This window comes from Salinicoccus sp. Bachu38, assembly GCF_038561955.2.
In the GTDB taxonomy this organism is placed as follows: Bacteria; Bacillota; Bacilli; order Staphylococcales; family Salinicoccaceae; genus Salinicoccus; species Salinicoccus bachuensis.
Genome location: NZ_CP138333.2, coordinates 204,637 through 231,264, shown reverse-complemented (window position 1 = coordinate 231,264; position 26,628 = coordinate 204,637). Strand labels below are relative to the sequence as shown.

34 protein-coding genes are annotated in these 26,628 nt (G+C 48.2%); 3 read left to right on the top strand and 31 right to left on the bottom strand.

Annotated features, from left to right (window positions below; translation table 11 throughout):
• Nucleotides 1-24: 24 nt before the first annotated feature.
• Together RQP18_RS01215 and RQP18_RS01210 are read right to left on the bottom strand one after the other, a co-directional pair.
• Nucleotides 25-351, bottom strand: coding sequence for a YrhK family protein (locus RQP18_RS01215; protein WP_342388357.1), 327 nt, complete (start codon nt 349-351; stop codon nt 25-27).
• A gap of 165 nt (nt 352-516) precedes the next feature.
• Nucleotides 517-1,512 carry a zinc-binding dehydrogenase gene (locus RQP18_RS01210; protein ID WP_342388356.1) on the bottom strand — a complete coding sequence of 332 codons (996 nt, stop codon included), beginning with the start codon at nt 1,510-1,512 and terminating at the stop codon, nt 517-519.
• 139 nt (nt 1,513-1,651) lie between these two features.
• Between RQP18_RS01210 and RQP18_RS01205 the strand changes: the two genes are divergently transcribed.
• Nucleotides 1,652-2,617: a threonine ammonia-lyase gene (locus tag RQP18_RS01205; RefSeq protein ID WP_342388355.1), complete on the top strand. Its 966-nt coding sequence runs from the start codon at nt 1,652-1,654 to the stop codon at nt 2,615-2,617.
• 29 nt (nt 2,618-2,646) lie between these two features.
• Here RQP18_RS01205 and RQP18_RS01200 read toward each other — a convergent pair whose 3' ends face one another.
• The 5 genes from RQP18_RS01200 to RQP18_RS01180 all read right to left on the bottom strand — a co-directional run bounded on the left by RQP18_RS01200 (nt 2,647) and on the right by RQP18_RS01180 (nt 6,613).
• Entirely contained in the window at nt 2,647-3,624 is a 978-nt protein-coding gene (locus RQP18_RS01200) for an LLM class flavin-dependent oxidoreductase (RefSeq protein WP_342388354.1), read from the bottom strand.
• Nucleotides 3,625-3,636: 12 nt separating this feature from the next.
• Nucleotides 3,637-3,915 (bottom strand): DUF3219 family protein, encoded by a 279-nt coding sequence (locus RQP18_RS01195; protein ID WP_342388353.1) that lies wholly within the window; start codon nt 3,913-3,915, stop codon nt 3,637-3,639.
• 108 nt (nt 3,916-4,023) lie between these two features.
• The gene (locus tag RQP18_RS01190; RefSeq protein WP_342388352.1) at nt 4,024-4,683 is read right to left on the bottom strand and encodes a small-conductance mechanosensitive channel; all 660 of its coding nucleotides are present in this window, start codon (nt 4,681-4,683) and stop codon (nt 4,024-4,026) included.
• 10 nt (nt 4,684-4,693) lie between these two features.
• Nucleotides 4,694-5,401, bottom strand: coding sequence for a DUF5058 family protein (locus RQP18_RS01185; protein ID WP_342388351.1), 708 nt, complete (start codon nt 5,399-5,401; stop codon nt 4,694-4,696).
• A 12-nt stretch (nt 5,402-5,413) separates the two neighbouring features.
• The gene (locus RQP18_RS01180) at nt 5,414-6,613 is read right to left on the bottom strand and encodes an amidohydrolase (RefSeq protein WP_342388350.1); all 1,200 of its coding nucleotides are present in this window, start codon (nt 6,611-6,613) and stop codon (nt 5,414-5,416) included.
• 254 nt (nt 6,614-6,867) lie between these two features.
• On the opposite strand from RQP18_RS01180, the gene RQP18_RS01175 reads away from it, so the two are divergent.
• The gene (locus RQP18_RS01175; protein WP_342388349.1) at nt 6,868-7,344 is read left to right on the top strand and encodes a DUF2243 domain-containing protein; all 477 of its coding nucleotides are present in this window, start codon (nt 6,868-6,870) and stop codon (nt 7,342-7,344) included.
• Between the two features lies 1 nt (nt 7,345).
• Complete coding sequence (locus RQP18_RS01170) at nt 7,346-8,122, top strand: cytochrome c oxidase assembly protein (RefSeq protein ID WP_342388348.1); 777 nt, start codon at nt 7,346-7,348, stop codon at nt 8,120-8,122.
• Nucleotides 8,123-8,161: 39 nt separating this feature from the next.
• On the opposite strand, the gene RQP18_RS01165 is transcribed toward RQP18_RS01170, so the two are convergent.
• The 24 genes from RQP18_RS01165 to RQP18_RS01050 all read right to left on the bottom strand — a co-directional run bounded on the left by RQP18_RS01165 (nt 8,162) and on the right by RQP18_RS01050 (nt 26,617).
• Nucleotides 8,162-9,394, bottom strand: coding sequence for an MFS transporter (locus tag RQP18_RS01165; protein WP_342388347.1), 1,233 nt, complete (start codon nt 9,392-9,394; stop codon nt 8,162-8,164).
• Between the two features lie 137 nt (nt 9,395-9,531).
• Complete coding sequence (locus RQP18_RS01160; protein ID WP_373446153.1) at nt 9,532-10,962, bottom strand: NAD(P)H-binding protein; 1,431 nt, start codon at nt 10,960-10,962, stop codon at nt 9,532-9,534.
• A 338-nt stretch (nt 10,963-11,300) separates the two neighbouring features.
• Nucleotides 11,301-12,029: a hypothetical protein gene (locus tag RQP18_RS01155; RefSeq protein ID WP_342388345.1), complete on the bottom strand. Its 729-nt coding sequence runs from the start codon at nt 12,027-12,029 to the stop codon at nt 11,301-11,303.
• Between the two features lie 96 nt (nt 12,030-12,125).
• On the bottom strand, nt 12,126-13,418 hold the full coding sequence (locus RQP18_RS01150) for a DUF2254 domain-containing protein (RefSeq protein WP_342388344.1): 1,293 nt from the start codon (nt 13,416-13,418) through the stop codon (nt 12,126-12,128).
• 163 nt (nt 13,419-13,581) lie between these two features.
• The gene (locus tag RQP18_RS01145) at nt 13,582-14,100 is read right to left on the bottom strand and encodes a DoxX family membrane protein (RefSeq protein ID WP_342388343.1); all 519 of its coding nucleotides are present in this window, start codon (nt 14,098-14,100) and stop codon (nt 13,582-13,584) included.
• 227 nt (nt 14,101-14,327) lie between these two features.
• Nucleotides 14,328-15,116: a YhfC family intramembrane metalloprotease gene (locus tag RQP18_RS01140; RefSeq protein WP_342388342.1), complete on the bottom strand. Its 789-nt coding sequence runs from the start codon at nt 15,114-15,116 to the stop codon at nt 14,328-14,330.
• A 95-nt stretch (nt 15,117-15,211) separates the two neighbouring features.
• Nucleotides 15,212-16,090: an alpha/beta fold hydrolase gene (locus tag RQP18_RS01135; RefSeq protein WP_342388341.1), complete on the bottom strand. Its 879-nt coding sequence runs from the start codon at nt 16,088-16,090 to the stop codon at nt 15,212-15,214.
• 117 nt (nt 16,091-16,207) lie between these two features.
• Complete coding sequence (locus tag RQP18_RS01130) at nt 16,208-16,717, bottom strand: YfiT family bacillithiol transferase (RefSeq protein WP_342388340.1); 510 nt, start codon at nt 16,715-16,717, stop codon at nt 16,208-16,210.
• A 119-nt stretch (nt 16,718-16,836) separates the two neighbouring features.
• Complete coding sequence (locus RQP18_RS01125; protein ID WP_342388339.1) at nt 16,837-17,292, bottom strand: YaiI/YqxD family protein; 456 nt, start codon at nt 17,290-17,292, stop codon at nt 16,837-16,839.
• Between the two features lie 60 nt (nt 17,293-17,352).
• A complete protein-coding gene (locus tag RQP18_RS01120) occupies nt 17,353-17,799 on the bottom strand; it encodes a DUF4385 domain-containing protein (RefSeq protein WP_342388338.1) in 447 nt (148 codons plus the stop codon).
• A 286-nt stretch (nt 17,800-18,085) separates the two neighbouring features.
• On the bottom strand, nt 18,086-18,535 hold the full coding sequence (locus RQP18_RS01115) for a DUF1569 domain-containing protein (protein WP_342388337.1): 450 nt from the start codon (nt 18,533-18,535) through the stop codon (nt 18,086-18,088).
• A gap of 276 nt (nt 18,536-18,811) precedes the next feature.
• On the bottom strand, nt 18,812-19,204 hold the full coding sequence (rpsI, locus tag RQP18_RS01110; protein WP_342388336.1) for a 30S ribosomal protein S9: 393 nt from the start codon (nt 19,202-19,204) through the stop codon (nt 18,812-18,814).
• An 18-nt stretch (nt 19,205-19,222) separates the two neighbouring features.
• Nucleotides 19,223-19,660 carry a 50S ribosomal protein L13 gene (rplM, locus tag RQP18_RS01105; protein WP_175288159.1) on the bottom strand — a complete coding sequence of 146 codons (438 nt, stop codon included), beginning with the start codon at nt 19,658-19,660 and terminating at the stop codon, nt 19,223-19,225.
• A gap of 170 nt (nt 19,661-19,830) precedes the next feature.
• On the bottom strand, nt 19,831-20,610 hold the full coding sequence (gene truA, locus RQP18_RS01100; RefSeq protein ID WP_342388335.1) for a tRNA pseudouridine(38-40) synthase TruA: 780 nt from the start codon (nt 20,608-20,610) through the stop codon (nt 19,831-19,833).
• 11 nt (nt 20,611-20,621) lie between these two features.
• Complete coding sequence (locus RQP18_RS01095) at nt 20,622-21,419, bottom strand: energy-coupling factor transporter transmembrane component T family protein (protein WP_342388334.1); 798 nt, start codon at nt 21,417-21,419, stop codon at nt 20,622-20,624.
• Nucleotides 21,412-22,272 (bottom strand): energy-coupling factor transporter ATPase, encoded by an 861-nt coding sequence (locus RQP18_RS01090; RefSeq protein ID WP_342388333.1) that lies wholly within the window; start codon nt 22,270-22,272, stop codon nt 21,412-21,414. Before RQP18_RS01090 ends, RQP18_RS01095 begins: the two co-directional genes overlap by 8 nt.
• A complete protein-coding gene (locus tag RQP18_RS01085; RefSeq protein WP_342388332.1) occupies nt 22,269-23,057 on the bottom strand; it encodes an energy-coupling factor transporter ATPase in 789 nt (262 codons plus the stop codon). The genes RQP18_RS01090 and RQP18_RS01085 overlap by 4 nt, the downstream gene beginning before the upstream one ends.
• A gap of 149 nt (nt 23,058-23,206) precedes the next feature.
• Entirely contained in the window at nt 23,207-23,602 is a 396-nt protein-coding gene (rplQ, locus tag RQP18_RS01080; RefSeq protein WP_031547077.1) for a 50S ribosomal protein L17, read from the bottom strand.
• Between the two features lie 18 nt (nt 23,603-23,620).
• Entirely contained in the window at nt 23,621-24,565 is a 945-nt protein-coding gene (locus RQP18_RS01075) for a DNA-directed RNA polymerase subunit alpha (RefSeq protein ID WP_031547076.1), read from the bottom strand.
• Nucleotides 24,566-24,652: 87 nt separating this feature from the next.
• On the bottom strand, nt 24,653-25,042 hold the full coding sequence (gene rpsK / locus RQP18_RS01070) for a 30S ribosomal protein S11 (RefSeq protein WP_031547075.1): 390 nt from the start codon (nt 25,040-25,042) through the stop codon (nt 24,653-24,655).
• A gap of 22 nt (nt 25,043-25,064) precedes the next feature.
• Nucleotides 25,065-25,430, bottom strand: coding sequence for a 30S ribosomal protein S13 (gene rpsM, locus RQP18_RS01065; RefSeq protein ID WP_342388331.1), 366 nt, complete (start codon nt 25,428-25,430; stop codon nt 25,065-25,067).
• A 25-nt stretch (nt 25,431-25,455) separates the two neighbouring features.
• Nucleotides 25,456-25,569, bottom strand: a complete 114-nt coding sequence (gene rpmJ / locus RQP18_RS01060; RefSeq protein ID WP_003156543.1) for a 50S ribosomal protein L36 — start codon at nt 25,567-25,569, stop codon at nt 25,456-25,458.
• Between the two features lie 30 nt (nt 25,570-25,599).
• A complete protein-coding gene (gene infA, locus RQP18_RS01055; protein ID WP_017547668.1) occupies nt 25,600-25,818 on the bottom strand; it encodes a translation initiation factor IF-1 in 219 nt (72 codons plus the stop codon).
• Nucleotides 25,819-25,969: 151 nt separating this feature from the next.
• Nucleotides 25,970-26,617: an adenylate kinase gene (locus tag RQP18_RS01050; RefSeq protein ID WP_342388330.1), complete on the bottom strand. Its 648-nt coding sequence runs from the start codon at nt 26,615-26,617 to the stop codon at nt 25,970-25,972.
• Nucleotides 26,618-26,628: the final 11 nt, after the last annotated feature.

The following is a 26,628-nucleotide window of genomic DNA, read 5'->3' as shown; positions in this document are numbered from 1 at the left end:
CGTTCATCCTCTCATTCATCCCGTTCAATCTCCTGTATTTCCATATGGACGGTTCAGGTCATATTCTTCATCAGAATACCCTGCCGTTCTGCGCGAATCCCTTTTCACAAAAAAAGCGTGGATCAGTTTCAGAATCGGCCGCCCGAGAAGCTGCAGGCTGCCGAGCAGGAATAGCAGTGTGCCGAATGTCTGTGTCGCACTCCAGAAGAACATGATGCTGCCAACTGTAAACCAAAGGCCAAGCGACAGATCGTTTATGATCGAGAGCAGTCTGTAGCGCTTCCTGAAAAAAATTTCGAAACGCCCCACATCCAGTTCATATACATCCTTTTCATCTCTGATCTTCGGCATTCCAGTCATCTCCTGTCAAAGTCTGATAAAGCAACTTAATTCTAACAATACCCCCTCAGGCACGAAACTAACCGTCGCGTGCTTCTGGAAGAGTCTCCGCCATTTCACCGAAAGGTAAAAACGGCGGACATGAAACGCCGCTCCATGTCCGCTGTACAACCCTCACTATTCATCCAATGTAAATGCGATTTTCCCCATCATATCTGCGCTCTCCAGATAGTCGAAGGCATCTTTGTATCCGGATAACGGATGTGCCTGGTCGATGATCGGTCTGATCTGATGGCGCTCTGAAAATTCGAGCATCTGATGGAGTTCCTCGGTACTCGCCATCGTGGAGCCAAGAAGGTTGAACTGGCCATAGAAGAATTTCCTCAGGTTCAATTCCACAGTATCTCCCGTAGAAGCACCGAATGCAACGAGTGTGCCGCCGCGTCTGAGTTGGTCGAGCGCCTTGTTGAATGTGGCCGCACCGACACTTTCGATGACCACATCGACCTTTTTGCCATCCATGGCATCATCCCAGTCCGTCTCGCTGTCGAGGGCGAAATCTGCACCGAGGTCCAGTGCCTTTTTGCGTTTTTCTTCGGAACGTGAAGTGATGTAGACCGTCGCCCCTTTTGCTTTTGCAAACTGGATGAGATATATGCCTGCACCGCCTGTTCCGCCGGGAATCAGTACACTCATCCCTTCTTTCAGCCCGGCACGGCTGAATAGTGCACGGTAGGCGGTCATGGCGGATAGCGCAAATGCGCCCGCTTCTTCCCATGTCAGATATTCAGGCTTTGGAACTGCATTCTCTTCGGGGACGACAATATATTCTGCGAAGGTGCCATGGCCCGGCAGGCCGACAATATCGAACCCTTCAGGGGGTACATCACTGTTCTTCTGCCACCCCAAGGACGGATTGACGATGACTGCATCTCCGGTTTCAACCTTGCCGACACCTTCGCCTACAGCATCGACGATGCCCGCGCCATCCGATCCCAGTATGAGGGCCGGGTCTTCCGGCTTATGCCGGCCGGGCACAAACAGGTCCCTATGGTTCAGACCTGCAGACTTCAGTTTGATCCTCACTTCCCCTTGACCGGGTTCCGGCACATCCATATCTCCATAGTGCAGACCTTTAAGCCCCTGCTCTTTTTCATGAAACACTGCTTTCATTTCTTTTCCTCCTCATTCGTTTTCCTCCCATTCATCATAAGTCTCCTTACTCCCTGCCCGCAAACGAATTGCCTGTCTTTTTATAAAATTGTGAGTTTTCATATCCCGTGTATAATGGAAATAAAAGGAGGGGGATCACATGACAGTTACATTAGAAAAAATCAGGGAGGCACAGTCGAGGATCGGATCCCATATCGTAGAAACGCCGCTCCACAGGGCGCACACTCTGGAGCGATTCCTGGGGTGTGAGGTCTACCTCAAACTCGAAAACATGCAGGTGACCGGCGCCTTCAAATACCGCGGTGCAATCAGCAAGACCCTCAAACTGTCCAGGGCAGAAAGAGAGAGGGGCATCATTACTGCCTCATCCGGAAACCATGGCAAAGCCCTCGCCCATGGAGCAAAAGAGCTCGGCATCAGGGCGACAGTCGTCATCCCGGATACTGCGCCGCCATTCAAAGTTTCGGCCATCGAACAGCTGGGTGCCCAAATTGTACAGTCCAATGTCACAGAACGCTTTGCCGTCAGTGAAAGGCTGGCCAAAGAGAATGGGCATACGCTTTTTCACCCCTATGATGATGATGACATCATGGCAGGACAGGGCACTGTGGGACTCGATCTGATGGCACAGCATCCATCCCTCGATACCGTCATTGTACCCACGAGCGGTGGCGGACTGCTCGGAGGCATCCTGACCGCCATCAAGGAAAGCGCGTCCGGCATCAGCGTCCTCGGTGCAGAACCTGCAACGCTGCCCCGGTACAGCGAAAGCCTGGAGCACGGTGAAAGGGTGAAGATCGAAAGCCGCAGGACAATCGCCGATGCGCTGGTTTCGGTGCAGCCGGGAGCACGCAATTTTCCGATTGTACAGAAATATGCTGATGGCATGCTCAAGGCAGAGGATGCATCGATTCTGAAAGCGATGAAGATGCTGCTGATGGAAGGCAAGATCCTTGCAGAGCCTTCGGCAGCAGTTGGACTCGCGGCAGTTCTTGAAGGGCGGTATGTCCCACAGAAGGGTGAGAAGGTCTGCTTTGTCATCTCGGGAGGCAACGTCGGCTTTGACCAGCTGGGAATGCTTGAAAATATCAGATACGACACATAGAAAAATGAAGCCACCCGACATGGGCGGCTTCATTTTTTATGCAGTGTTTCTGCAATGTATCGATAGGAATCTCTTTTGTCCTCCGGTGAGAAGGTGATGGTGATGATCATGAATTCGTCCACGTCCGTCTCTTTCTGTATGCGATCGAGAGCAGCCACCACTTCCTCCGGATTTCCGATGATCATCTTACTCTGCATTGCTTTCAGTTGCTCCTCGTCCTCCCCAGACAATTCCCAGGCTTTCGCCTCTTCAATTGAAGGGATGCCTTCTGCCCCGCCATGAGACTGCTGCACCTGCCAGATGAGCCAGCTACGGGCGATATCGTATGCCGCCTCCGCCGTTTCAGCACAGATGACAGAGACCCCCATGATAGTCTGAGGCCCCTGTCCTTTTTTGCGGGGTATGAAGTTTTCACGGTAATGCTCAAGAATTTCTTTGCCATCTTCCTTACTCATGAACTGGCCGAAACAGTAGGAAAGCCCTTTCTCCGCTGCGAACGCCGCACTTTTTCTGCTCGTACCGAGCATCCAGAGTGCCGGTTCAACTGGCGGTTCCGGGTTTGCAGCCAACTCGTCATTCTTATCAACATATCCGATCAGTTCATCGACCAGGTCGGGCATCCTGAACACCTGTTGCAGAAACCCGTCGGATAGTGCCTCGGAAGCTTCTGCCGGGCCGCCCGGTGCCCTGCCGATACCGATGTCCACCCGGTCCTTAAAAAGCGTTGCCAGCATATTGAAGCTCTCGGCCACTTTGTAGGGTTTGTAGTACGGCAGCAGGACGGCGCCGGAACCGATTCTGATCCTTTCCGTGTGGGCACCAATGTAGCCGAGCATCACTTCCGGTGCACTTGAGGCAAGATTCGGCAATGCATGGTGCTCAGCCACCCAGAAGCGGGTGTAGCCATACTTATCCCCCACTTCGGCCAGCTGTCTGGAGGCCTCAAGGGCTGCTCCCGGCGTCTGACCTTTGGAGATCGGTGCCTGATCCAAAATACTCAGTTTCATATTTTCTGCTCCTTACACTTCCTGTAATGTCACCCTGAATTCCCCCGTCTGATTCTCTTCATACAAATTGTCCAGGGAAGTGGAATAATTGATGATCGTTCCTCTGAAATCCAAGCCTTCTTCCGGCACTCTGATATCGAATGTCCCCTTATAAAGCAGGACTGTAATGTCATGATATTCCTTGCTTGTCACGTCAAAGATGATGGATATGACCTGGTGCCCCTCTTCCGTCTTCCTGTCATAGTGCTTCACTTCGATTTCAGTGTCGTCAAGAACTATTGAATGAACCATGCTCTCATCCTTTTTCCCCAAGCGTAACACAGTGCGGGGTCTCTGGTGCATGCAGGTGCTCAACATAAATGAACCCCGCCTCCAGAGTATCCGGTGCGGGGGTCGAAGCTATTCGCTCTTCTTTCTCTTTTCCAGCTGGAACCCCAGGAATACCACAATGAGGATAACAACCAGATTCTTGAATACCAGCGGTATCGGGGAAATATTGACGAGCGCACCCACTATCAGGGCAAGCAGCCCGTAGACGGGGCGCTTCAGTGAGAATTGTGCCAGAACCGCTCCGAATATTGCAGGGAGGACATACGGAAAGACTTCCTGGATACTTGGGGGAATGACGGTGAGCAGCCATAGGCCGAGCAGGATGATCGGCACCAGAATGAGCTTGTTCACAAGGGAAGCGGCACTGATTCCAAGTGTTCCGACGACCTCTCCACGTTCCGTTCCAGGTTCGACCTTCAGTGCCTCCTGGCTTGCTGCAGCAGAAGGCAGGCACATGTTTGATATATTGCCTGTAAAGAAGGCGATGTAGGTTCCCGAAACGCCCAGGATTGCAAAGTACATCAATGGTTCAAGCACCCATACAAATGCGATGACGGCCGCATATGCCAAAAAGCTCTGAAAAATCAGATCGAAGCCGGGATGGTACCCCATGGCATAGGACAGATAGAGCGGCAGTGCATACGATATCAGAATTCCAAGCCCCAACGTCACACGCCCCCATAGGTGGGCGGACGTATGGAACTCGGCCATGGTATTGCTATTATTCATGCGGGACCTCCTAGATGATGAAATAGGTGACTGTCAGAGCGATGATGATGGAAAGCCCCAAAGCCCACTCTTTCAGCCAGATGATTTTTTTCTTTTCAGCGATGAGGTTCATCAATAGCGATGAGAGGATGGCTGCAACGGCTGTCAGTGCCGGCACCAGTCCTTTGATCATCTCTGCGCTTGTCAGGGAACCGAATATTGCGATCATCGCAATAAGTGCAATGACGGAAAGATACTTTTTGCCGTTCGGTGTGGCGGAGATCTTCTCCTGGACCGACCCCAGGGATTTATTGAAGAAAAGCGTAAACAGCATCCATCCTGAGCCACCGATACATAGTGTCCACACGATCAGTGTGAATACTTCCGGTGTAAAGGTGACACCCGTCAAGTCTGCGCCTGCCGACTCTGACGCCAGCGAGGCACCGAGAGATTCAATCGGTGCGGAACCGATGACACCGATACGCATCATCGTCAATGGGTTTCCCAACAGGGATATCAATGAAATGGCGACGATGACGATACCGAATGACGGGCCGATTGCGGTGATTGCTCCCGTCTTTATCGCTTTGTTCATTTCCTGGTTGGACAGACCGATTCCGGCGCCCGCCTTTCTGGCGAGCTGGAGAAACTTTATGCCCTGAAAGACTACGACTCCGATGATCAGGGAGGCGAAGACCCATACCGGCCAGCTGTTTGCAATCTGCATCGTGTTGTTCATTCAATCTCTCCTTTACCGGCCACTTTGCTGCAGTCGCCCGAGGACGACTTCGCCCAATGTTTTTGCAGAAATCAGGAGCGCACCTTCATTGGCTTCGAATTTGGGATGGTGGTTCATATATGGTTCCTCCACACCTTCCGGTTTAGCGCCGATATAGTAGAAGGCACCAGGGGTCTTTTCAAGGTAATAGGCGAAATCCTCGGAACCTGACAGCGGCTTTCCAAACTCTACACCTTTCAGGTATCCTCCCACATTCGATTTCAGGATATCCTCTATTTCACGGGCAAGCTCCGGTGTATTGTAGAGCACAGGGTAGTCGTACTTGTAGTCAAGGTCCACTGTGACGCCGAATGCACTTTCAAGAGACTCAGCAATACCTTTGATCGCCTCATATGCCGGGACCTTGTTGTCCTTGCTCATATACCTTACCGTCCCTCTCAGTGTCACGGAATCCTGGATGACATTGTAGCCTCCCGGTGCATCGAAGGAAGCTACGGTGACCACGACAAGGTCCGCCGGATCCATCCTTCTTGAGACGACGGTCTGCACCTGTGTGACGAAATGTGCGCCGGCCACCAGGGCATCCTTTGCTGTGCTCGGCATCGCTGCATGTCCACCTTTCCCTTGGATGGTGAGGTCGAAGTTCGAGCGTCCTGCCATCGATTCCCTCTCTGCCAGAACAACTTCTCCAACTTCAAAATTCGGGAAGATATGTATACCATACACTTCATCCAGATCATCCAGTATCCCCGATTCGACGATTCCCTTCGCACCGCCTGGCGGCACCTCCTCGGCATGCTGGTGGATTACTTTTATTGTTCCGTTCCATTCGTCCTTAAGTTCATAAAGGGATTCAGCCAGAACCAGCGTATAGGCTGTATGCATGTCATGTCCGCATGCGTGCATGACGCCCTCCTTTTCAGACTTGAACGGCACATCCGCTTCCTCCTGGATCGGCAGTGCATCAAAATCGGCACGGATGCCGATCACCCTGCCGGGAGAAGCACCTTCAATTTCCACAATTACTCCATGACCGCCTCCGGCACCTGTTGTCACTTTGACATCCTTGTCATTATAGAAATCAGCGATGTACTTCGCCGTATTTTCCTCTTCAAAAGACAATTCAGGATGTGCATGGAGATGACGTCTGATCTCGATCATCCTTCCTTCCTTCTCTTCAAGCTTCTGCAACAATCTTTCTTTGACAGACACAAAATCCCTCCATTTGATAAATATCTAAAAATTACTTCTTTTCAGTTATTATAGCACTATCCATTTTATGTATGAATGCCAATCAAGAGCATAATTACACAACGCGAAACATTTATATGGATATTTCAGCATTTGGACACAAAATGAAAGCACACCCAATATACTGGTGCAGATATGGGAAAATATCATTTTTATTTTATTATCCCCGTTTATGGGTAAGTGGATTATAACTTGAGTTGACAGGAGAGGATATAATGGCAAGAAAACAGGAGCACCGTCACGTCAGCCCATCCCGGAATATGTGGTCCGGTGTTCTGTTCGGCATCGGACTGATGGCACTGATTGACGAAATCATCTTCCACCAGCTGTTGCAGTGGCACCATTTCTATGACCTTTCCACGCCGTTCATCGGCATACTGTCGGATGGACTATTGAATGCATTCGCATTATTTGCAGTGGTGGCAGGTCTGTTCATGTTTGCAGACCTCCACCGCAGGCATATTGCACATATGCGGACATGGACTGCATCGTTCTTCCTCGGTCTCGGGGGGTTTCAGGTGTTCGATGGCATCGTAAACCATAAGCTGCTGCAGGTTCACCAGGTGCGGTATGGTGTGGAAATACTGCCCTATGACCTCGCCTGGAATATTTCCGGACTCATTCTGTTCCTCATCGGCACCATTCTGTTCATCCATGCGAGGAAACGCATGACTCGAGGGGAGGCGGGATGATATGGCGCATGCAAACTTCCTTCTCATCGAAACTACTGCCGTCTTCATTGCCCTCGCTGCGCTGATCCTGTACCCGGTCGCAATGCACATTTCGAATGGAAAACACAGGAAGTGGCCGTTCCACCGCTATATTTTCTGGTTTGCAGGCGTCATCCTGGCTGCGTTGACTCTGACCGGCCCACTCGCCCAACTGTCACATACAGACTTCACTGCACACATGATGGGACACCTTCTGCTCGGCATGCTGGCACCGCTCATCCTCGTCTTCAGCAAACCGATGACATTGCTCATGCGCACATTGAAAGTCCCTGCAGCCAGAAAACTGAGCCGGTTGCTCAACAGCAGATACGCAAGGCTCGTCACCAACCCAATAGTTGCAGCCATCCTGAATATCGGTGGGCTATTTCTCATCTACTTGACTGGCCTGTTCACGCTGATGCATACATCTGCATGGCTGTATGCACTGGTCCACCTGCATGTCTTTCTCGCAGGATATCTATTCACCATCTCCCTCATCTATATCGATATCACGACGCATAGATACAATTTCATGTACCGTGCCATCGTCCTGATCCTTGTGCTCGGCTTCCATAAAGTATTATCCAAGCTCATCTATGCTGCACCACCGGATGGGATATCGAAGGGGGCTGGAGAAAGCGGCGCCCTGTTGATGTACTATGGGGGAGATGTCGTCGACCTTGGATTGATCGTCATTTTGTGCTGGCAATGTTATCAGGCGCATACCCCCAAAACGCAAAAGACAGCGGGGCCGGTGTAGCGGCTCCGCTGTCTTTTATGCTTTTACCCTCTCAGTTTCTTAGGGTGCCTTCCACATTGCCTTCCCAGGCGCTTCGATTCCGAATATACGGCGGTATCTCATTGAAATGAAAATTGCCAGTCCCATCGCAGTGAGCGCAATCAATATTTCAAAAATGAAAATATATGAAGCATCCAGGTGCCTGTTCATCAGACCGGTCAAATAAGGCATCACGATGAAAGCGATGCTCGATGACAAGGTGACGTATGCAGTGCTTGCCCCTTTCTTCTCAGGGAAGAATTCGGACATCAATGTCACCGCCAGCTGGAATAGGCCCGATGTCGACAGCCCAAGCAGGAATGCAATGCCGATCAGCAAGTAATAGTTCGACACAAACAACAGTGACAGCAGAGCAATACTCGCAATGAAAGGATAGAGAATCAGCACGGTGATCGGCCGGAAGACTCTTCCCAAAATCACAGAAAGCAGAATCACTGTAACGAACCCTCCGAAACTATAGTAGCTCAGCAGGTTGATGGCTGTTGATTCACCAAGTCCGATGATATCCTCGGCATAGGTCGCCAGCCATGTCTGGATGATCAGCAGCAGGGAGACGGATATGAAGCCGATGAAAATGACCGTGATCCCTTCTTTCCAGAATTTCGGCCGCTCCCTGAATGTCACTGTGGGAATACTTCCCACTTCACCCTCCGGATTCGGTTCGACGATGACCATATTGGCTTTTGGAAACCTTACAGTCATCAGGTGGATCGCATTGATCAGAAAGATGAATGCCATGATGAAGAAGGTGTACCCATAGAACATGTCACGCGCGATGAAGAACGTGATGACCAGAGGCAGGATCGTCGCCCCGATGGACATGAATGCCTTGACCAGCACCGTTACAGAACTCGAGCGGCTCGGAAACCCTTCAATCAGTGCAGGATATGTGCTCGTATCCAATATCGAATTCCCCATTCCGGCAAGGAGTGCAAAAGCAAAAGCCACCGCATACGTAGGTGACAAAGGAATGGCAATCAGGAACACCACATATAATATGCATGCCGTAATGACCATCGGCTTCCTTCCCAACGAATCCGACAGACGGCCCGCAAAGGACAGTGCGAACAGTTTTCCAAAGCCAATGGCAGAGATCAGGCCGCTGATCGACGCTGCATCTGCGTCAAATTGGACAGTCAGAAAACTCATATGCAATGCAATGATGAGGTTGATCATCCCGAGAAGGATGTAATTGATATACAGGCTAGTAGCCATGCGGATATTATCTTTCATTTTGACTGCCTCTTCTATGTATTTCCCCTATGTTTAGTTAATAATTAAAACACTACTCCCCAGATATCTCAAGTAAATATTCAAAATCATTTCATTTATATGTAAAAAAGACCCCAGTGCCTGGAGCCTTCATTATCCTATCCTTCATTCGGATTGGAGACGTACTTCGCATACTGGGAGTCCAGCATGTTTGCAAGCAGCCGTGTTTCAAAACCGAAAGCCTTCATCACGAGCAGATGCACCTTGGCCTGTGTGAGTGTATAGACGAACCATGGAAGCGTCGGCTCGTACTCATGGATTGCGATCAGAACTTCATCAGTATCCAGTACACGCCGGAACTCGAGGCGTGCCCGCCCATCTTCCCTTGTCTGCGAGAACTTTCCCCCTTTGATATAGTAGAGTATGCGGTCTTCGTATGAACGCTCTTCCGACTTCTCCAAAACCAGAATCGGTGATTTGAAGAACGGCAGGGCAATCGATGTCTCCTTGTCCTTTACTCGCGTATTGATGAATTTGCCGCCAATCCGTGAAAGCCAGTTGACATAGTAGTCTGCGGTATCATCGACCGACCACTGCTTCGGAATACGGATCCGCTGCACGGATTTCACGTCATTCTTCTCTATATCTTTTTTCTGTATGATTTCAACACCCGTTTTTGAACTCGAATCTATCTTATCTTCCAATGCGATGCGCACACTCTCCTTGAAAGTCGTCGGTGCATTGGAGATGCCTTCCACATAATTCTCCTCTTTCATTACCATATTATGCGTCAGACTCTCAAGCAGCGGATAGACCATCTCCTTCGGCTTCTGTGCAATGAGCCTGACCCACAGCTTGGACAATGCAATCGGAATGATCGGCACATCGATCATCGGCAGTTTCTTATCCATCACTTCGGCCGTCTCTTCAAAAAGTTGTCTGTATGACTTCTCTTCAGGGCCGCCGATATCGATGGATTCATTCTTATCCGGTTCTCTTTTGACCACCTTCGTCAATCCTGTTATGACATCCTTCAGCGCAACCGGATGTGTGCGGTTATACGCCCACGCCGGCAGCAGCAAGCCAGGCAGCCGCTTCACCAGATGGTGGAGGATGGGAAATGAGGATCCCTTCGGCCCGACGATCAGGCCGGCACGCAGCGTCGATACGGGAATGCCGTAGGATCCCAGTATCTTTTCACATTCCAGCCGGCTTTCCAGGTGTTCAGAAAGCGTATCATCGTCCGGGATGATCCCGCTCAGATAGATGATCCGCTTCACGCCCTTCTGTTTCGCCGCCCATGCGAAATTATCCGCAAGTATCGCATCCATATCTTCAAACTTGGCCTGCGACAGTTTTGACGAGGGTTGCATGGAATGGACGAGGTAGACTGCGATGTCTATATCCTCCATTACATTTTCTATATCTATCTGGGAATAGAGATCCGCTTCCTTCCATGTCACATTCTCTTCATCTTCCTTGTTATCCGTATGTCTCGAAATGGCGACGATTTCGTAATCCTCTTTAAGGTTTTCCATCAGGTTGCCTCCAATATATCCAGAAGCACCGGTCAGCAGTATCTTCATCAGTACACCCTCTTCTCATTTTCGGTATGTACTTATACCCTGAAACGAGATTTATAGTCTTTCGGTGGCATTCTATATATATAAAGAGTACTCCTTTGTCATGTTCACGGAGCACTCTTTCGGCAATTTCAAGTTATTATCTATAATGATATCTAAACAAAATAATTTGAATTTGATTTCCTGCCACTTCATTCAATAGTACCTTTTCACATTCACTTTTCTCCAAGTCTTGTACAACTATAGTAGTCATCCGGCTCAAAATGTTTCATTACGACCGTCAATTTGGAATATTCGTCAGATTGGGAGGTTGTAAGGGGAGCGATTCCAATCGACTGCTGGATTTACATGAACAATAGTAACAGGGTATAGCCCAGCATACCGGAGAAAAAGGCCGGGAAACTGCTTTCCCGCTCCTCGGGCAGTTCTTCCTTCATTACATTGAGTATCACGCCGCCCGCTATGAAGGCCGTCAGTACTGAAATGACAAGTATATTGATTTCAGTAAACACGCCGATCATCCAACCCACTGTGATGGATGACGCAAGCAGCCAACGGCCGTAGCTGTCATAGTCATCCTTGTGTATCGCACGCAGTGCCTTGTCGTTTGTGATGAAGTGGATGCCCATTGCGATGAAGTAGAGCAGCATACCCCATTCCGACTGATATTCCCCTCTGAGAAGCAGGTAGCCGATAATGGCATTGTACAGCGCGAAGGATGAGATATGAATCCAGAATACATTGGCGGAAGCCTTATATGTACCTTTCTCCGCACCCCGTCTCTTCGAATGCTTTGCGAGCTGTTCCAGACCATAGAAAATGGCAAGACCGAACAGGGCGATGATATAGATATGGCTTTCAAGAAATTCAACACTCTCAAGCGCCCCTTCGAACGCTTCCTGGTATTCACCCAGCTCAGGCAGAAGATGCATGAATACATATGCTACGGATATTCCACCTGCAGCGGATAGAAATCTACTCCGGGGTTCGACTTTGAGGAACTCCATCTGTTTCGATGTCAGATGGATGAGCACAAAACCAACTGTAAATAACAGGCTGAACCAGATTCCCATATCACTGCCCCCTTCTCTACTCATGATGCATTGTTATTCCCAATGTCTTTGCTTCCAAACCAAAGAGGCCCCAGGGATGAATATCACCGAGTCCCTCTACTGCACTTTGTTCAGTGCTTCACTCAACCGCACCTGTCTTTCATTGATGTATTTGTAGTCGATGCCATGGAGGACGTTCTCATCGAATCCGTCATATACATATCGGCTGAATGCATCAATTTCACGTTTTACATCATCTGTACTGTTGACGGCAATGTTTTCCAGAGACTCGATCAGAGTTTTCAGAATGGTTACATCCTGCCGGCCATAGAAACTGATCTGTGACAGCACCTTATACAGCTTGTCCTCTACACTGCTCCTTTTGGCTACAAGCCGTCCGATATGCATCTCATCATTGTAGATGACATGCGTGCCAGTGTATTTGAAGTTCTTTATCAGCGCCTCGGATAGGTAATGGATGCACTGGACAGCAGTGTTCGGATCATTGATTCCGGGAGAAAGCGCCCTGATGGCAACATCCACGATTTTCTGAAGACCATAGTCCACATCCTGATAGACGATCCGCTCCCTGCCCAGTTCTATATTACCGACCAGGCTGTCCGGTACTTCAACACCGTCGTCATGATGGATGGTCAAAAGGATAGTGGATGTCGTTACGAATTCACCAATCAGCTGATTGATATGGACCACCGCGCCATTCTCATCCGCCCATTCGAACAGTCTGTCATGGTTCATGAACTGGATGAACCCGAAACTCTCGGACTTGAGTGATGTGACTGCATCATATTCAGCCACCATCTCCGGTTCGAGGCTGCTGACCGCCACATGGTCTTGGCTGAGTCGCTTCTCTTCCCTGTCTATCTCATCCTTCACATCTTCCACGAGCGAGTTGATCAGGTTGCTGACCTGTATGCTCGAAGCGACAAAATGGATGAAGTAGGCAAAGAAGAACAGGCAGAGTACGGCCAGCATAACCGCTACAATTGCTGAAATGACCTCGCCTTCGAAAGTCGCCTGCTGCATAAATGCCAAGGACAGTATTGAATACAGGAAACCACCCATGAATACACCCAGCACACGCATCGTCCTCCGGTCATTGACAAAGTTCGTCAGTACTCTCGGTGAGAACTGGGAAGAATATGTAGTCAGCACCACCATGATTGTGGAGAATGTGATTGTCGTCATCGTCAGGAGTGCCCCTGAAATGGAACCGAGTATCTCTTTGGCGAGATCGACTTTAGTAGCGAGGAAGAAGGCCAGTTCAAAGTTGAGCCTCGGCAGCACCTTCATATCCACATAGACGACAATCAATGCCAAGGCGACTGCCATTGAGCAATAGAGGACCGGGATGACCCATATGCTGTTTCTTATCTTCTTCAGGAATTTCATTGGCTCGCCCCCATCCTTTGCAAATATTAAGTCAATCATACCCGGGATGGGAGGAATACTCAACAGAAGGGCAGGAAGAAGATTTTTACCAGAAAAGTAAAGATGACTCCATTGAAAAACCTGAGCTCAAATAAATGGACTCAGGTTTTTGATGTACTTGGGATTATTCAGTCACTTCATGTTTGCGTACCGGAAATTTGAATCGGCGGGATGCACCGTCTTTATTTTGACGATACAAGAAGCGGTCCACTCCGAGACTGCCTGCCTTATGTCCTGCAACCAGGATGACGAAACCGATAAGAATATATAATGGGTTCACTGAAACTGTACCGGCAAACAGGAAAGCGAAGTTCATCACCAGTCCGAAGAATACTGCGTAAGTCGTCAGTCCTCCGAGAAGCAACCCGAGGCCGATGAACAGTTCTCCCCAGGGAACCATGACATTGACAAGCGGACTCATCGGCAAAAAGATATTTTCCACCAGGAATGTATACCATGGATAGACCGCATTGCCGTCTGGCCCCACTACAGGGTTCTGTACTGCATTCTGCAGATATCCTGAGGCATCAAAGCCATTCATGACTTTTCCCAGCCCACTCGTAAACCATCCAAATCCCAAATAGACCCTCAAAATAAGTAATACATATTCACTCGCCTTATGTTCCTGCAACCATCTCATCATCTTTGTTTCCCCTCTCTCATTATCCGTTCTTTTCTATAGGTTCATTATATGTGAATTTAATCACAAAAGCAATACTTTATTGTTAATTATTTCACATTATTTTGTATGATGACTACTGATGATAAAAGAGATGTCACACCAATGGAAATTGGGTAATTGATGCAGTAAAAAAGGATGGGCAGCTCCCCATCCTTCTCCTGTTGATGTATTTAATGCTTTCCCGTCGTCTATGCAGTGTCTCTTTGCCCGGATTCACTCTGTTTCCTTCCAACCATATAGGCGACCCATAGCGTCACTGCAGTCATTATGATAAATCCGGCATAAACCAGCCAGATGCTGCTCAGCAAACCTGCCTGCATCATCGCCGATGTACCATTCGTCAGAGCATGGAGCAGGATGGCCACCGGGAAGAGCCACCACTTCCCTTTTTTCATCACCGACACCCATACGATGACGGAGAAGCCAATATGGACACTGATGGCGAAGGCCCGTTCAACAATCGACAGGATATACATATGATTCGCAGTCCCTGTCACGGATTCCAGGGTTTCCGGCGGCAATCCATCCAATATACTGCTGCCGCTGTTGATGAGTACGCTGAATACAATTGCATTCACCATGCCAAGGCCAAGGATGATCATCGCTTCCGCTCCTCCATGGCCGATACCATAGGAGATGGCGGTATCCAGCTTCCCATACCTCCTCTTCATCAGCAGGAAGGCGACAAGCCTGCCCGTCTCCTCAAAAATTCCGGCAGCAAGCACCCCGTACAGTACATATAGCCAGGGAGATGTTTCAAGCAGGGGAATCGTCCCGTCCACTCCAGGACGCAGGATGAAGAAATGCGAGATCTGCTCAAGAACCATTGCAAAGACGATGAAGGTCACCGCACCAATGATGATGGGGATCCACTGGATCTGAAACCAGCGTCTCAATACCAATATGAAGAGGAAGGGCAATAGAAATGCAGCGAGCCCTACGATGGACATGATGATGATTGTGCCTGTCGATACCATTGATCCCACCTGCCGAATCCATTAGTCTATTGCCTCCATCATATCAATGAATCCGCTATATGGGAATAGCACCTGATGACCGCTATTCCGCCGGTTTACCGAATGATCCGGGAAGCCGTTTTATCCAGGAAATGTATGAGCTGCTCGTTGACAAAATCCGGCTGTTCCTGATGGACCCAATGCGTCGCTTCACTGACCCAGATCACCGAATCGCTGTCTATGAACTTCAGGCTCTCCTCAGCCAGCTTACTGGACAGGAACTGGTCACCTTCTCCCCATATGATTTTTGCAGGCACTTCGATATTGCCGCTCTTTCCAATACGCCTCATGCTGAAGGGCATGGCACGGTACCAGTTCAGCATGCTCGTCAAAGCCTTGGGTCTGGCCCAGGAGATCTTATATGCACCAAGTTCATCCTCGGTGAACGTCCCTTTTTTGCTGGTCGTCTTCAGAGCCTGTTCCATATATCGATAGTCGTTGCTGCTCATGATTTTCTCCGGCACTTTCGGCGCCTGGAAGAACAGCATGTATGAGCTTCTCAGCCACTGCAGGGGCGTCGTCAGCATGACTTTGGGGAATACTGCCAGGTGCGGCATGTTGATTGCCACAAAGCCCCGGACCAGTTCCGGACGTGTACCTGCCAGATGCCATCCTACCGCGCCACCCCAGTCATGGCCGATGATGGCCGCATCCTTGTGTCCGAAGTGCCGGATGAGCCCGATGATATCATCTCTGAGCGTGTCGATGTCGTAAGCCCGCACACCATCAGGCTTGTCACTTTTATTATATCCACGCTGATCGGGGGCGACGACCCTGTATCCCGCTTCGGCCAACTCACGGATCTGCCTTCTCCAGCTGAACCAGAACTCGGGAAAACCATGGAGAAGGATCACCAGGTCACCCTCCTCGGGGCCGGATACCGCAACATGGAGTTCCACTCCATTAGTCTCGATATGCTTGAAATCGATGTTCATCTTGATAACCTCCATTCCGTAGTATGAAGCTGTTTGCCAATCAGTTATTCATTCCCGGCTTCAGGCATCTTTATGCACACTTTGGCTATCTGGAGGCAAGCAGGCTATCCGAACCCATCATTTCGATAATGCGATTTTTATATGTTCCAGGTGGTGTTCTTCATGCCACGCCAGCTTCGCTACTTTTGTCGCTACAGTAATCTTACCGTTCGTCTCATGGATGAAATATCGATCCAATTGTGCGTCCGTCAGGTTGCGTGCCACTTCTGTGATACGTGCGTTCATCCCTTCGAGCATTCTGATGGACGCTTCCACCGGAAGCTCAGTGTCCGGCTGTATCGCCCATTCGTCCTGGACAAAGCCCGGTACCTTAGGCGCATCGGCCGTCAAGGCCAGCTTCAGGCGCTGGTACATGTTCAGCTGGGAGTCCGCAATATGGTGGACAAGCTGCCTTACTGTCCAGCTGCCCTCACGATAAGTTCTTGTAAGATCCTCTTCACTCAATCCATCTACTGTTTCCCTCAGCCGCTCAGTATAGGATTCAATCTGATCCGCCCATTCCTGTACATTGTTGAGATTCGGCTTTTCTGGAACATCCAGTTCGCCGATTGGAAATTTAACATCCATTAAAATTCTCCTCTCCTCGTCGTGTCTTCCGTTTCAATATACTATACTTCCAACTTTCCGTTTTATTAAAAGCTCAAGGTCCAATGGCTATGCTCTCATCTCAATAGGATAAACCCTTCTCACCCTTTTTCCCCTGTACTCCCGAGCTTTTGCCGGAATATCTTGAGAAATGCCGCCTTGTCCTCTCTGGAGAAGGGCTTCGGACCTTTCGTCCTGCCGCCGCCTTTGCGGATCATGCTTCCCATATAGCGTGTCTCAAGCAGATGGTCGATATTCCTGTCATCATATTCAAATCCCTTATGATGCAGTACCGTGCACCCTTTCGGCAGAAGCAGGGAAGCAAGGCCATAGTCCTGGGTCACCACGATATCATCCTTTGCTGCGAGCTGTACCACCTTAAAGTCCGCAGCATCCGGACCTGCTTCTACATACACAGCCCGAACATGATCAGGCAGGTCCTGTGTTGAATAGTGCGACAGGCTCGATACCAGTACAACCGGCACCTGCCTGTTCCGCGTTTCCTTCATGATGGTATCCTTCACCGGACAAGCATCCGCATCAACAATCACTTTCATCAAATCACCTTTCCTTCATGACGCCGTGCAGATAAAAGTAACAGAGAAAAGAACATCATCTCATCCGTACTTCTTCTGATGCGCCTTCTTCAGCTTGAGGTAATCTTCGTCCTCCCGAACCGTCTTCCATTTTTCTTCAAAGATCGCAGCCGACTCCGCTTTTTCCTCATCAATATCCCGTTCATTCACTTCACCATTCTTGTCGTACTTTCTTCCACCTTTATAATTGGCATATCGGCGCGATCGTGTATATCCCATCTGGAGGAATGTCCTCGCCATGTCCATCCCCACAAAATCGTCCTTTTTCTTATAGTCCAGATACATCTGATATATTTTATCCGAAGATTCCCGGGCAATCTCAGGTGTCTTGAAGCGCCAGTGCGGGAGTATTTCGCTTTTGTAGGGTTCCACCATCAGCACACCCTGTTCGCCTCTCCCCACCCTGTAGAACTCAGTTTGTTCACGGGAATCGATGTTGTCAAAGTCCAGATTATAGTCGAAAGGCATTCATATCCTTCCAGCATATTTTATATTAGAAATGCTCTATTTCGATATACCCTCTATGTTATCTTATTGGCTCTTTTGGGATAAATGACGCCATCATATCGGTATACACTCATAAATGAACCCCCCATCAAAATGGGAGTTTGTAATAATAAATATCTACTAACTTTCAAGAAATATACTAATAGCCTCTGATAGTGCCTAACCTCTAGAGTAGGAAAGGACAATAAAATACGGTTTTTCTACTTAATACTTGTATCATTTCTGAACTTCCTTCACTTTGGTTCTACTAAACGCCAAATTGTTTCAAATGATGATCAAGGTGCTTATAAATTCCTTTTCCCCATTGCTCAGGTGTGAGCTTCCCAAAAAAAGGATGTGGTCGCTCCATACACTTTTGAGCACCATTATTTTGAAGGGCTATGATTTGTTGTTTCAATTTTTCCTTTTCTGCTTCAAATTCTTTTTCGTCTACAATTTTAATGGTAGGGATTGTTGACATGTTTTTGGCTAATGGTTTGTCATTATAAAAAATGGGTTTGACAAACCTTCCAATTAGTATTCCTGACCAACTTCTCTGTGGTGAAGCATTTCCCATTGCAATATCCTGAAAGGCTGAACAATGTGCCAGCATTTTCGCAACATCCATTTCACCCCATTGTGGCTTTGAATTTGGACTTAAATGATCAATCCGCTCTAAAACTTCCTTGGCATGAGACTGATTAAAAATATTCTTCATATTTATACCCCTTTTAGTCCAGGATGATGAGGGAACACGTATTCTTGGTATAATGGCTTTCATACGAATTACATCTTTTTACTTTTATACCCTTACTGAGAAAGCATAAAGCCAGTGGAAACTATCTGCCCGTAACAACATCCGAACCATAGAATAATCATCTGAAATTAAGGCCAGGGAAAAAGAACCAGTAAGATACAGATGTTTCAAACCTGTATCAACTTACAAAAAAAGCACTCCCAAAAGATTGGGAGTGCTTTCCAATATATAAATATATTAACGTTTTGAGAACTGTGGAGAACGACGGGCTTTCTTGAGTCCGTATTTCTTACGTTCTTTCATACGTGGGTCACGTGTAAGGAGTCCAGCTCTCTTAAGCACGCCACGGTTTTCCGGATCTGCTTCCAGAAGTGCTCTTGCGATACCATGACGGATTGCCTGAGCCTGTCCTGTGAAGCCGCCACCTCTGACGTTTACCAGTACATCGTAGTTACCTTGTGTTTCTGTAACTGCGAATGGCTGATTCAAGTCAAGAATGAGACTTTCGAATGGAAGGTATTCCCTCATGTCACGTCCGTTGACTGTAACATTGCCTTCACCTGGTACGAGACGTACACGCGCTACTGCATTTTTACGACGACCTGTTCCTGTATATTCTACTTTAGCCAATGAATTAACCTCCTATCCTTAACCGCGAAGTTCGTAGTTTTCTGGTTTTTGTGCTTCATGCTTATGCTCGCTTCCAGCATATACATGAAGTTTCTTGCCTTGTGCGCGACCGAGTCTGTTCTTTGGAAGCATGCCTTTGATGGAGTTTTCCAACAGACGGACAGGGTTCTTCCTTTTCAGTTCACCGGCTGAGATGGATTTGATTCCACCTGGGTGGCCAGTGTGTCTGTAGTACATTTTGTCCTGTTCTTTGTTACCAGTCATTTCGATCTTTTCAGCGTTGATGATGATTACATTATCACCTGTATCAACATGTGGTGTGTATGTCGGTTTGTTCTTGCCGCGCAGTATGGATGCAACTTCAGAAGAAAGACGACCAAGTGTCTGTCCTTCTGCGTCGACAACATACCATTTACGTTCAATATTGGCTTCGTTGGCCATAAATGTTTGACGCATTTCCAGTCCTCCTAAATATATGAGTGGTGCTCTCATTCATGCTCTCTAAAATAAAAAAGCTTCGTTTGCTTTATATCGTTGTGCACAATAAGTTTCCGGGGCTTATCGTGGGGTGATATAAAATTATACCGTTGTCTATGATAACCCCAAAAGGGTATTTTGTCAATGTCTTAAGGGGTTATTTTATATTTTTCCAATGCCTGATTCCGTGATGCCTCATCAAGAAACACACGTTCCAGGTAGAGTCCTTCCGGCGGTGCCGTCTTGGGCACGAGCGTCCTGTCCTTCGCCTCTATGATATGGGGGGTCCGTGAAGCCTTCCACCGTCCCTGGCCGACCTCGAGCACGTATGCGACAAGGATTCTGACCATATTGTAGAGAAAACCGGAGCCGATGATGAGGAAGTCATAGCCATTCTCCGTCTTTATCAGATCGAAACGGTAGATGTGGCGGACCTTGTTTTCAATCGGCGACTTGGCACTGGAGAAGCTTGTAAAATCATGGGTGCCGATGAAATGCTGCATCGCCTCCCGCATCCTCCCCTCATCAAGTTCATATGGATAGTAGACCTTCAATCCCTTTTCGAAGGGGTCACGCATGTCCCCCTGGTAGATGCGGTATCGATAGGCCTTGCCTTGAGAATGGTGGCGTATATGATAGTCCGGACTGATCTGTCTGACTTCATGGATTGCTATATCGTCCGGCATTGCACTGTTCAATGCATGCTGCCATCTGGATTCGGGGATGTTCAGGCCGGAGTCGAAGTGGAAGTACTGTTCCCGTGCATGGACGCCGCTGTCGGTACGTCCGGCGGGATGGATTCTGACGGACGTCTTATGCATCCTCTGAAGTATCTTCTCTATTTCCCCCTGCACCGTGCGTCCCTCCATCTGATATTGGAAGCCATTGAAGCCGGCACCATTATAGCTTGTTTTTACTAGATAACGCATTTCTCTACTCCTTACTGTCTGATCATCCACAGGATGATGCCGAATATGATCATCAGGATCAGGGCGGAAGTGTCCTTCCACTGCCAGTTGAGCACACGGTAGTGGGTCCGCCCCTCTTCGCCCTGGTAGCCTCTGACTTCCATGGCGATGGCCATCTCTTCCGCCCGTTTGAAGGATGAAATGAAAAGCGGAATGAAGATTGGAGTCAGCGCCTGGAGTCTGGACATCAGGCTTCCGGTCATGAATGTCGATCCTCTGGCACTCTGTGCCTTGATGATCTTCTCCGTTTCATCCATCAGCGTCGGAATGAAGCGGAGGCTGATGGACATCATCAGAGCGATTTCATGCACGGGCACCCTGAAGACCTTCAGCGGCTTCGCGATGCGTTCGATGGCGTCTGTCAGCTGGAGGGGGCTCGTCGTCAAGGTAAGTATCGTCGTGATCAATACTAGCATTGCGAGACGGATGGTAATATAGACACCCCGCACGACCCCTTCGGATTCTATTGTGAAGAAGCCGCCGTCGACGAGCACTGTGCCACCCTTCGTAAAGAAGAGATGCATGAAGAAAGTGAACAGCAGCAGTATGAGTATCAGTTTCAGTCCATTGAAGAGGAAACGGATGGACAAGCCTGCAGTTTTTGTCAATACGGTGATGAAGACGATCAGCAGCATATAGCCGGTCCAGTGGTTGGCAAAGAATACAATGGCCATGAACAGGACGACTGCCAGTATCTTTGCACGTGGGTCAAGCTGATGGACCAGACTGGATCCCGGGATATATCTGCCAAGCAGCATTTTACTAAGCATTGCCCGCCCTCCACTTCTCATAGAGTTCGGTGAAATGTCCCACATTCCTCGGTATTTCGTCGAGCACGATTCCTTTGTCCTCCAGGTCATGGGCCAGTTTTACAATATCCGGTGCTTCGAGCGCAAACCGTCCAAGCATTTTTTCGTCTGTAAGCAGGTCGATGGTCCTGCCTTCCCTCACCAGCCGGCCCCCGCTCAGAATCTTTACATAGTCGGTATATTCAAAGACGTCGTTCATATCGTGTGTGACAAGGATGACGGTGATGCCCATCTCCTGATGGATTCTCTGGAAAAGCTCCATCGTCTCAATATGACTTTTCGGATCCAGGCCTGCTGTCGGTTCATCCAGGATGAGCACTTCCGGCTCCATGGCGAGTATGCCCGCGATGGCAACCTTGCGCATCTGGCCGCCTGACAGATCGAAAGGGGAAGACTGGAAGAGGGATTCATCAATGCTCAACAGGTTCAGATAGTATTCTGATTTTTCCTGGGCCACAACTTCATCCATTCCCATGTTCTTCGGGCCGAACATGACATCCTTGAGTACAGTTTCCTCGAACAGCTGGTGCTCCGGGAACTGGAATACCATGCCCACGTGCTTTTTTACCTGATGGATATCCTTCTGCTTCGACTTCTTCTTCAGCAGGATGTCACCGGCATGCACTTCTCCCCTGCTCGGCAGCAGAAGCCCATTCAGCGTCTGGATCATCGTCGATTTGCCACTGCCTGTGTGGCCGATGATGCCATAGTATACGCCCTCTTCGAAGGTTGTGTTGATATCATTCAGTGCAAGATGTTCAAAAGGCGTATTCTGATGATAGATGCTCGTCAGGTTTCTGAAGGTGATCCTCATAGGCGTTCCACCAACTCGTCATATGACATGAAAGAACCATCAAGCAGCCGTTTGGATATCTTCATATGGAAAGGCAGCACCAGGCGGCTGGCCAGCAATGCATCTGTATCCTGATATATTTCCTCCACCGTACCTTCACTGATGACACGGCCGTCCTTCATGATGACTGCGTGGTCACTGTCTTCAATCTCGGACAGATCATGTGTGATGAAGACAAGTGTCGCTGTTCCCTGACGGTGGATGGTTCTCAGTATGTCGAGTACTTCCCGCCTGCCTTCCGGATCAATCATCGAGGTCGCTTCGTCAAGGATGAGTACATCAGGCGCCATTGCCAGCGCGCTCGCGATGGCTACACGCTGCTTTTGTCCCCCTGACAGCCTGGAAGGCTCATGATTACGGAATTCAAGCATGTTGACCGCCTTAAGTGCCTCTTCGGTCCGTCTCACCATTTCGTCCCTCGGGACCCCATTGTTCTCGAGACCGAATGCCACATCATCTTCCACCGTTGCACCGACAAACTGGTTGTCCGGATTCTGGAAGACGATTGCAAACTTCTTCCTCATTTCAATACGATTTTCTTCATCCAGCACTTCGCCATCGACTGTGACTGAACCTTCGTAATCATTCAATATGCCCATCAGAATTTTGACGAGCGTACTTTTGCCCGAGCCATTATGCCCGATGATGGAGACCCATTCCCCACGATGAAAGGTCAGGGAGATATGATCCAGGGCTTTATATTCACCTGTCCGATAGCTGTAGGTTATATCTTCAAGTCCAATCATATCTCCACCACCATTTTTATGTAATAAAAAAGCGCGTACCCTGCACATGGGAGTCGCGCGATGATTCTGTATTGCCTGCAGGGTACGTTGAGCTAGACAATATGGCCATACGGCCACATTATCGTAACACTCAGTCTGCTTTTATAGGATTACGCTTCTTCAGTCGCTGCAGCGCCTTGTACGAATTCGATGATTACGAGTTCAGCACCGTCACCACGACGTTCACCAAGTTTCTTGATGCTAGTGTAGCCACCCTGACGGTCTTCGAAACGTGGTGCGATATCATCAAAAAGCTTTTGAAGTGCGTACTGCGTAGTACCATCTTCATTTGCGATTTCGACATTGCGCACTGTCTGACCTGCACGACGTTTAGACGCCAGGTCTCCACGCTTGCCAAGTGTAACCAGTTTGTCTACCACTCTGCGAAGTTCCTTCGCTCTCTGTTCAGTTGTTGTAATGCGTTCGCTCACGATAAGGGATGTTGCCAAATCACGGAGCATCGCTTTTCTTTGGTCGGACGTGCGTCCTAGTTTTCTGTAGCCCATTGCAATTTACCTCCTTTATCAGTCTTCTTTACGGAGCCCCAGACCGAGGTCCTCAAGTTTAAACTTAACTTCTTCAAGAGACTTGCGTCCCAGATTTCTTACCTTCATCATATCTGCTTCACTCTTATCAGTCAGTTCCTGTACAGAATTGATGCCTGCACGTTTCAGACAGTTATATGAACGTACTGACAGGTCGAGTTCTTCGATGGACATTTCAAGCACTTTCTCTTTCTGGTCCTCTTCCTTCTCGATCATGATTTCTGCATTCTGAGCTTCATCAGTCAGACCGACAAAGATATTCAGGTGTTCCGTCATGATTTTGGCAGCAAGGGATATGCCTTCCTGCGGGGAGATCGAACCGTCTGTCCATACATCGAGAGTCAGTTTGTCGAAGTTCGTCTTCTGGCCAACACGCGTGTTTTCAACTGTGTAGTTGACACGTTCGATTGGTGTGTAGATTGAATCTACTGGAATCACACCGATTGACATTTCGCTCTTGTTATTGCCCTCTGCGAGCGTATAACCTCTACCGCGATTTGCGATCATGCGGATTTTCAACTGCCCACCATTGGATACTGTTGCAATCTTCAGGTCGCGGTTCAAAATCTCGACATCGCTGTCATGGGTGATGTCCCCAGCTGTGACGCTGCCTTCTCCACTGAAATCAATTTCCAGAACTTTTTCTTCCTCGGAATAGATCTTGAGTGCAAGCTTTTTGATGTTGGTGATGATTGTTGTAACATCTTCCACAACGTTTTCAATTGTAGAAAATTCATGCAGTACATTTTCTATTTCTATCGTTTTGACTGCCGCACCAGGTAATGATGATAAAAGAATGCGACGCAAGGAGTTTCCAAGTGTTGTTCCATATCCTCTCTCCAGAGGTTCAACAACAAACTTACCAAACTTAGAATCTTCCGATACTTCGACTGTTTCAATTCTAGGTTTTTCGATTTCTATCATTTGTCTACTTATCCTCCCTCTAAACGCCGGAAATATTATGCAGCCATGTGTTTTACATTACACTCGGAATTGTCCTGTGACCAGTAATTATACACGGCGACGTTTAGGTGGACGGCAGCCATTGTGTGGTACAGGAGTGACATCTTTGATTGCTGTAATTTCAAGACCTGCAGATTGGAGTGCGCGGATTGCTGATTCACGACCTGCCCCTGGACCTTTCACTGTAACTTCGACAGTTTTGAGTCCGTGTTCCATTGCAGCTTTGGAAGCTGTTTCTGAAGCCATCTGTGCAGCGAATGGTGTAGATTTCTTAGAACCCCTGAAACCAAGTGCACCTGCTGATGACCATGACAGTGCATTACCAAAATCGTCAGTGATAGTTACAATTGTGTTGTTGAATGTTGAACGGATATGCGCGATTCCGGAGTCAATATTCTTTTTCACTTTACGTTTACGTGTTTGTTGTCTACGAGCCATTTTTTCTCCTCCTTTTCCCTAATTATTTCTTCTTGTTCGCAACTGTTTTAACTGGACCTTTACGTGTACGGGCATTGTTTTTGGTATGCTGTCCACGAACTGGAAGTCCACGACGGTGACGGATTCCTCTATAGGAAGCGATCTCCATCAGACGTTTTACGTTGAGGTTCTGTTCACGACGAAGGTCACCTTCAATCTTATACGTATCAACGACTTCACGAATCGAGTTGAGTTCGTCTTCAGTAAGATCTCTTACACGTGTACTTTCAGATACACCTGCTTTTTCAAGGATTTCCTGCGCTCTTGTGCTCCCGATACCGTAAATATAAGTGAGAGAGATTACGACACGCTTTTCACGTGGTACGTCTACTCCTGCAATACGAGCCATATGTTACACCTCCGATATTATAATTTTAGCCTTGCTTCTGTTTATGCTTAGGGTTTTCACAAATTACCATTACTTTGCCTTTTCTGCGGATGACTTTGCATTTTTCACAGATAGGCTTGACTGATGGTCTTACTTTCATGTGTTTTACCTCCTTAGAATGTGGAGTCCATTATTTAAAACGATAAGTGATTCTGCCACGTGTTAGATCATATGGTGACATTTCGACTGTTACTTTATCGCCAGGAAGAATACGTATATAGTTCATACGGATTTTCCCTGAAACATGAGCGAGAATCTCATGCCCATTTTCAAGTTCCACTTTGAACATGGCATTTGGCAATGTATCCAGCACAGTGCCTTCCAGTTCGATAACATCTTGTTTACTCATTTCAAATTCCCCCTTTACAGCATTCTAATCTCTATTAGAAATTCACTTCAGGTGAAGATAGAACTACACTTAACGCCAAATATGAACTTGGATATTTTTCGTTATGATACAAGCAACATTCACTCAGAAGTGTCTGAAGAGGTGAATATCCTTATATATTTTGCAGAATCTCATCAACATCGTTGAACACTTCGTCAATGTCCCGGGAGCCATCCACTTTGACAAGCACACCCTGATCTTCATAGAAATCAAGCATCGGTGCTGTCTGCTGGAGGTTTACTTCCAGACGATTTGCAACTGTTTCAGGGTTGTCATCTTCCCTCTGATACAACTTGCCACCATCAAGATCACAAACACCTTCCTGTTTAGGCGGGTTGAACACAAGATGATAGGTGGTGCCGCAAACTTCACAGATGCGACGGCCAGTCAGACGGTTCATCAGTTCTTCTTCAGCAACTTCAACATAGATCGTTCTGTCAATCTTCGTTCCAAGTTCCTTCATGATGCCATTCAGCGCTTCCGCCTGTTCTACGGTGCGTGGGAAACCATCCAATAGGAAGCCGTCCTTTGCATCACTCTGACTCAAGCGCTCTTTGACGATGCCGATTGTTACTTCATCTGGGACAAGTTCACCTTTATCCATGTAGGACTTGGCTTCTTTACCGAGCTCTGTACCATTTTTGATTGCAAGACGGAACATATCACCAGTTGAAATATGAGGGATCGGGTATTTCTTTATAATCTTGGAAGCCTGGGTGCCTTTACCTGCCCCAGGTAATCCCATCAATATAATATTCATACGCTTTTCCT

Bases quoted from the DNA above. Each gene is read 5' to 3' on its own strand.
- RQP18_RS01215 (WP_342388357.1), bottom strand. From the start codon at position 351: ATGCCGAAGATCAGAGATGAAAAGGATGTATATGAACTGGATGTGGGG.
- RQP18_RS01210 (WP_342388356.1), bottom strand. From the start codon at position 1,512: ATGAAAGCAGTGTTTCATGAAAAAGAGCAGGGGCTTAAAGGTCTGCAC.
- RQP18_RS01205 (WP_342388355.1), top strand. From the start codon at position 1,652: ATGACAGTTACATTAGAAAAAATCAGGGAGGCACAGTCGAGGATCGGA.
- RQP18_RS01200 (WP_342388354.1), bottom strand. From the start codon at position 3,624: ATGAAACTGAGTATTTTGGATCAGGCACCGATCTCCAAAGGTCAGACG.
- RQP18_RS01195 (WP_342388353.1), bottom strand. From the start codon at position 3,915: ATGGTTCATTCAATAGTTCTTGACGACACTGAAATCGAAGTGAAGCAC.
- RQP18_RS01190 (WP_342388352.1), bottom strand. From the start codon at position 4,683: ATGAATAATAGCAATACCATGGCCGAGTTCCATACGTCCGCCCACCTA.
- RQP18_RS01185 (WP_342388351.1), bottom strand. From the start codon at position 5,401: ATGAACAACACGATGCAGATTGCAAACAGCTGGCCGGTATGGGTCTTC.
- RQP18_RS01175 (WP_342388349.1), top strand. From the start codon at position 6,868: ATGGCAAGAAAACAGGAGCACCGTCACGTCAGCCCATCCCGGAATATG.
- RQP18_RS01170 (WP_342388348.1), top strand. From the start codon at position 7,346: ATGGCGCATGCAAACTTCCTTCTCATCGAAACTACTGCCGTCTTCATT.
- RQP18_RS01165 (WP_342388347.1), bottom strand. From the start codon at position 9,394: ATGAAAGATAATATCCGCATGGCTACTAGCCTGTATATCAATTACATC.
- RQP18_RS01155 (WP_342388345.1), bottom strand. From the start codon at position 12,029: ATGGGAATCTGGTTCAGCCTGTTATTTACAGTTGGTTTTGTGCTCATC.
- RQP18_RS01150 (WP_342388344.1), bottom strand. From the start codon at position 13,418: ATGAAATTCCTGAAGAAGATAAGAAACAGCATATGGGTCATCCCGGTC.
- RQP18_RS01145 (WP_342388343.1), bottom strand. From the start codon at position 14,100: ATGATGAGATGGTTGCAGGAACATAAGGCGAGTGAATATGTATTACTT.
- RQP18_RS01140 (WP_342388342.1), bottom strand. From the start codon at position 15,116: ATGGTATCGACAGGCACAATCATCATCATGTCCATCGTAGGGCTCGCT.
- RQP18_RS01135 (WP_342388341.1), bottom strand. From the start codon at position 16,090: ATGAACATCGATTTCAAGCATATCGAGACTAATGGAGTGGAACTCCAT.
- RQP18_RS01130 (WP_342388340.1), bottom strand. From the start codon at position 16,717: ATGGATGTTAAATTTCCAATCGGCGAACTGGATGTTCCAGAAAAGCCG.
- RQP18_RS01125 (WP_342388339.1), bottom strand. From the start codon at position 17,292: ATGAAAGTGATTGTTGATGCGGATGCTTGTCCGGTGAAGGATACCATC.
- RQP18_RS01120 (WP_342388338.1), bottom strand. From the start codon at position 17,799: ATGCCTTTCGACTATAATCTGGACTTTGACAACATCGATTCCCGTGAA.
- RQP18_RS01115 (WP_342388337.1), bottom strand. From the start codon at position 18,535: ATGAAGAATATTTTTAATCAGTCTCATGCCAAGGAAGTTTTAGAGCGG.
- rplM (WP_175288159.1), bottom strand. From the start codon at position 19,660: ATGCGTCAAACATTTATGGCCAACGAAGCCAATATTGAACGTAAATGG.
- truA (WP_342388335.1), bottom strand. From the start codon at position 20,610: ATGCGTTATCTAGTAAAAACAAGCTATAATGGTGCCGGCTTCAATGGC.
- RQP18_RS01095 (WP_342388334.1), bottom strand. From the start codon at position 21,419: ATGCTTAGTAAAATGCTGCTTGGCAGATATATCCCGGGATCCAGTCTG.
- RQP18_RS01090 (WP_342388333.1), bottom strand. From the start codon at position 22,272: ATGAGGATCACCTTCAGAAACCTGACGAGCATCTATCATCAGAATACG.
- RQP18_RS01085 (WP_342388332.1), bottom strand. From the start codon at position 23,057: ATGATTGGACTTGAAGATATAACCTACAGCTATCGGACAGGTGAATAT.
- rplQ (WP_031547077.1), bottom strand. From the start codon at position 23,602: ATGGGCTACAGAAAACTAGGACGCACGTCCGACCAAAGAAAAGCGATG.
- RQP18_RS01075 (WP_031547076.1), bottom strand. From the start codon at position 24,565: ATGATAGAAATCGAAAAACCTAGAATTGAAACAGTCGAAGTATCGGAA.
- rpsK (WP_031547075.1), bottom strand. From the start codon at position 25,042: ATGGCTCGTAGACAACAAACACGTAAACGTAAAGTGAAAAAGAATATT.
- rpsM (WP_342388331.1), bottom strand. From the start codon at position 25,430: ATGGCTCGTATTGCAGGAGTAGACGTACCACGTGAAAAGCGTGTCGTA.
- rpmJ (WP_003156543.1), bottom strand. From the start codon at position 25,569: ATGAAAGTAAGACCATCAGTCAAGCCTATCTGTGAAAAATGCAAAGTC.
- infA (WP_017547668.1), bottom strand. From the start codon at position 25,818: ATGAGTAAACAAGATGTTATCGAACTGGAAGGCACTGTGCTGGATACA.
- RQP18_RS01050 (WP_342388330.1), bottom strand. From the start codon at position 26,617: ATGAATATTATATTGATGGGATTACCTGGGGCAGGTAAAGGCACCCAG.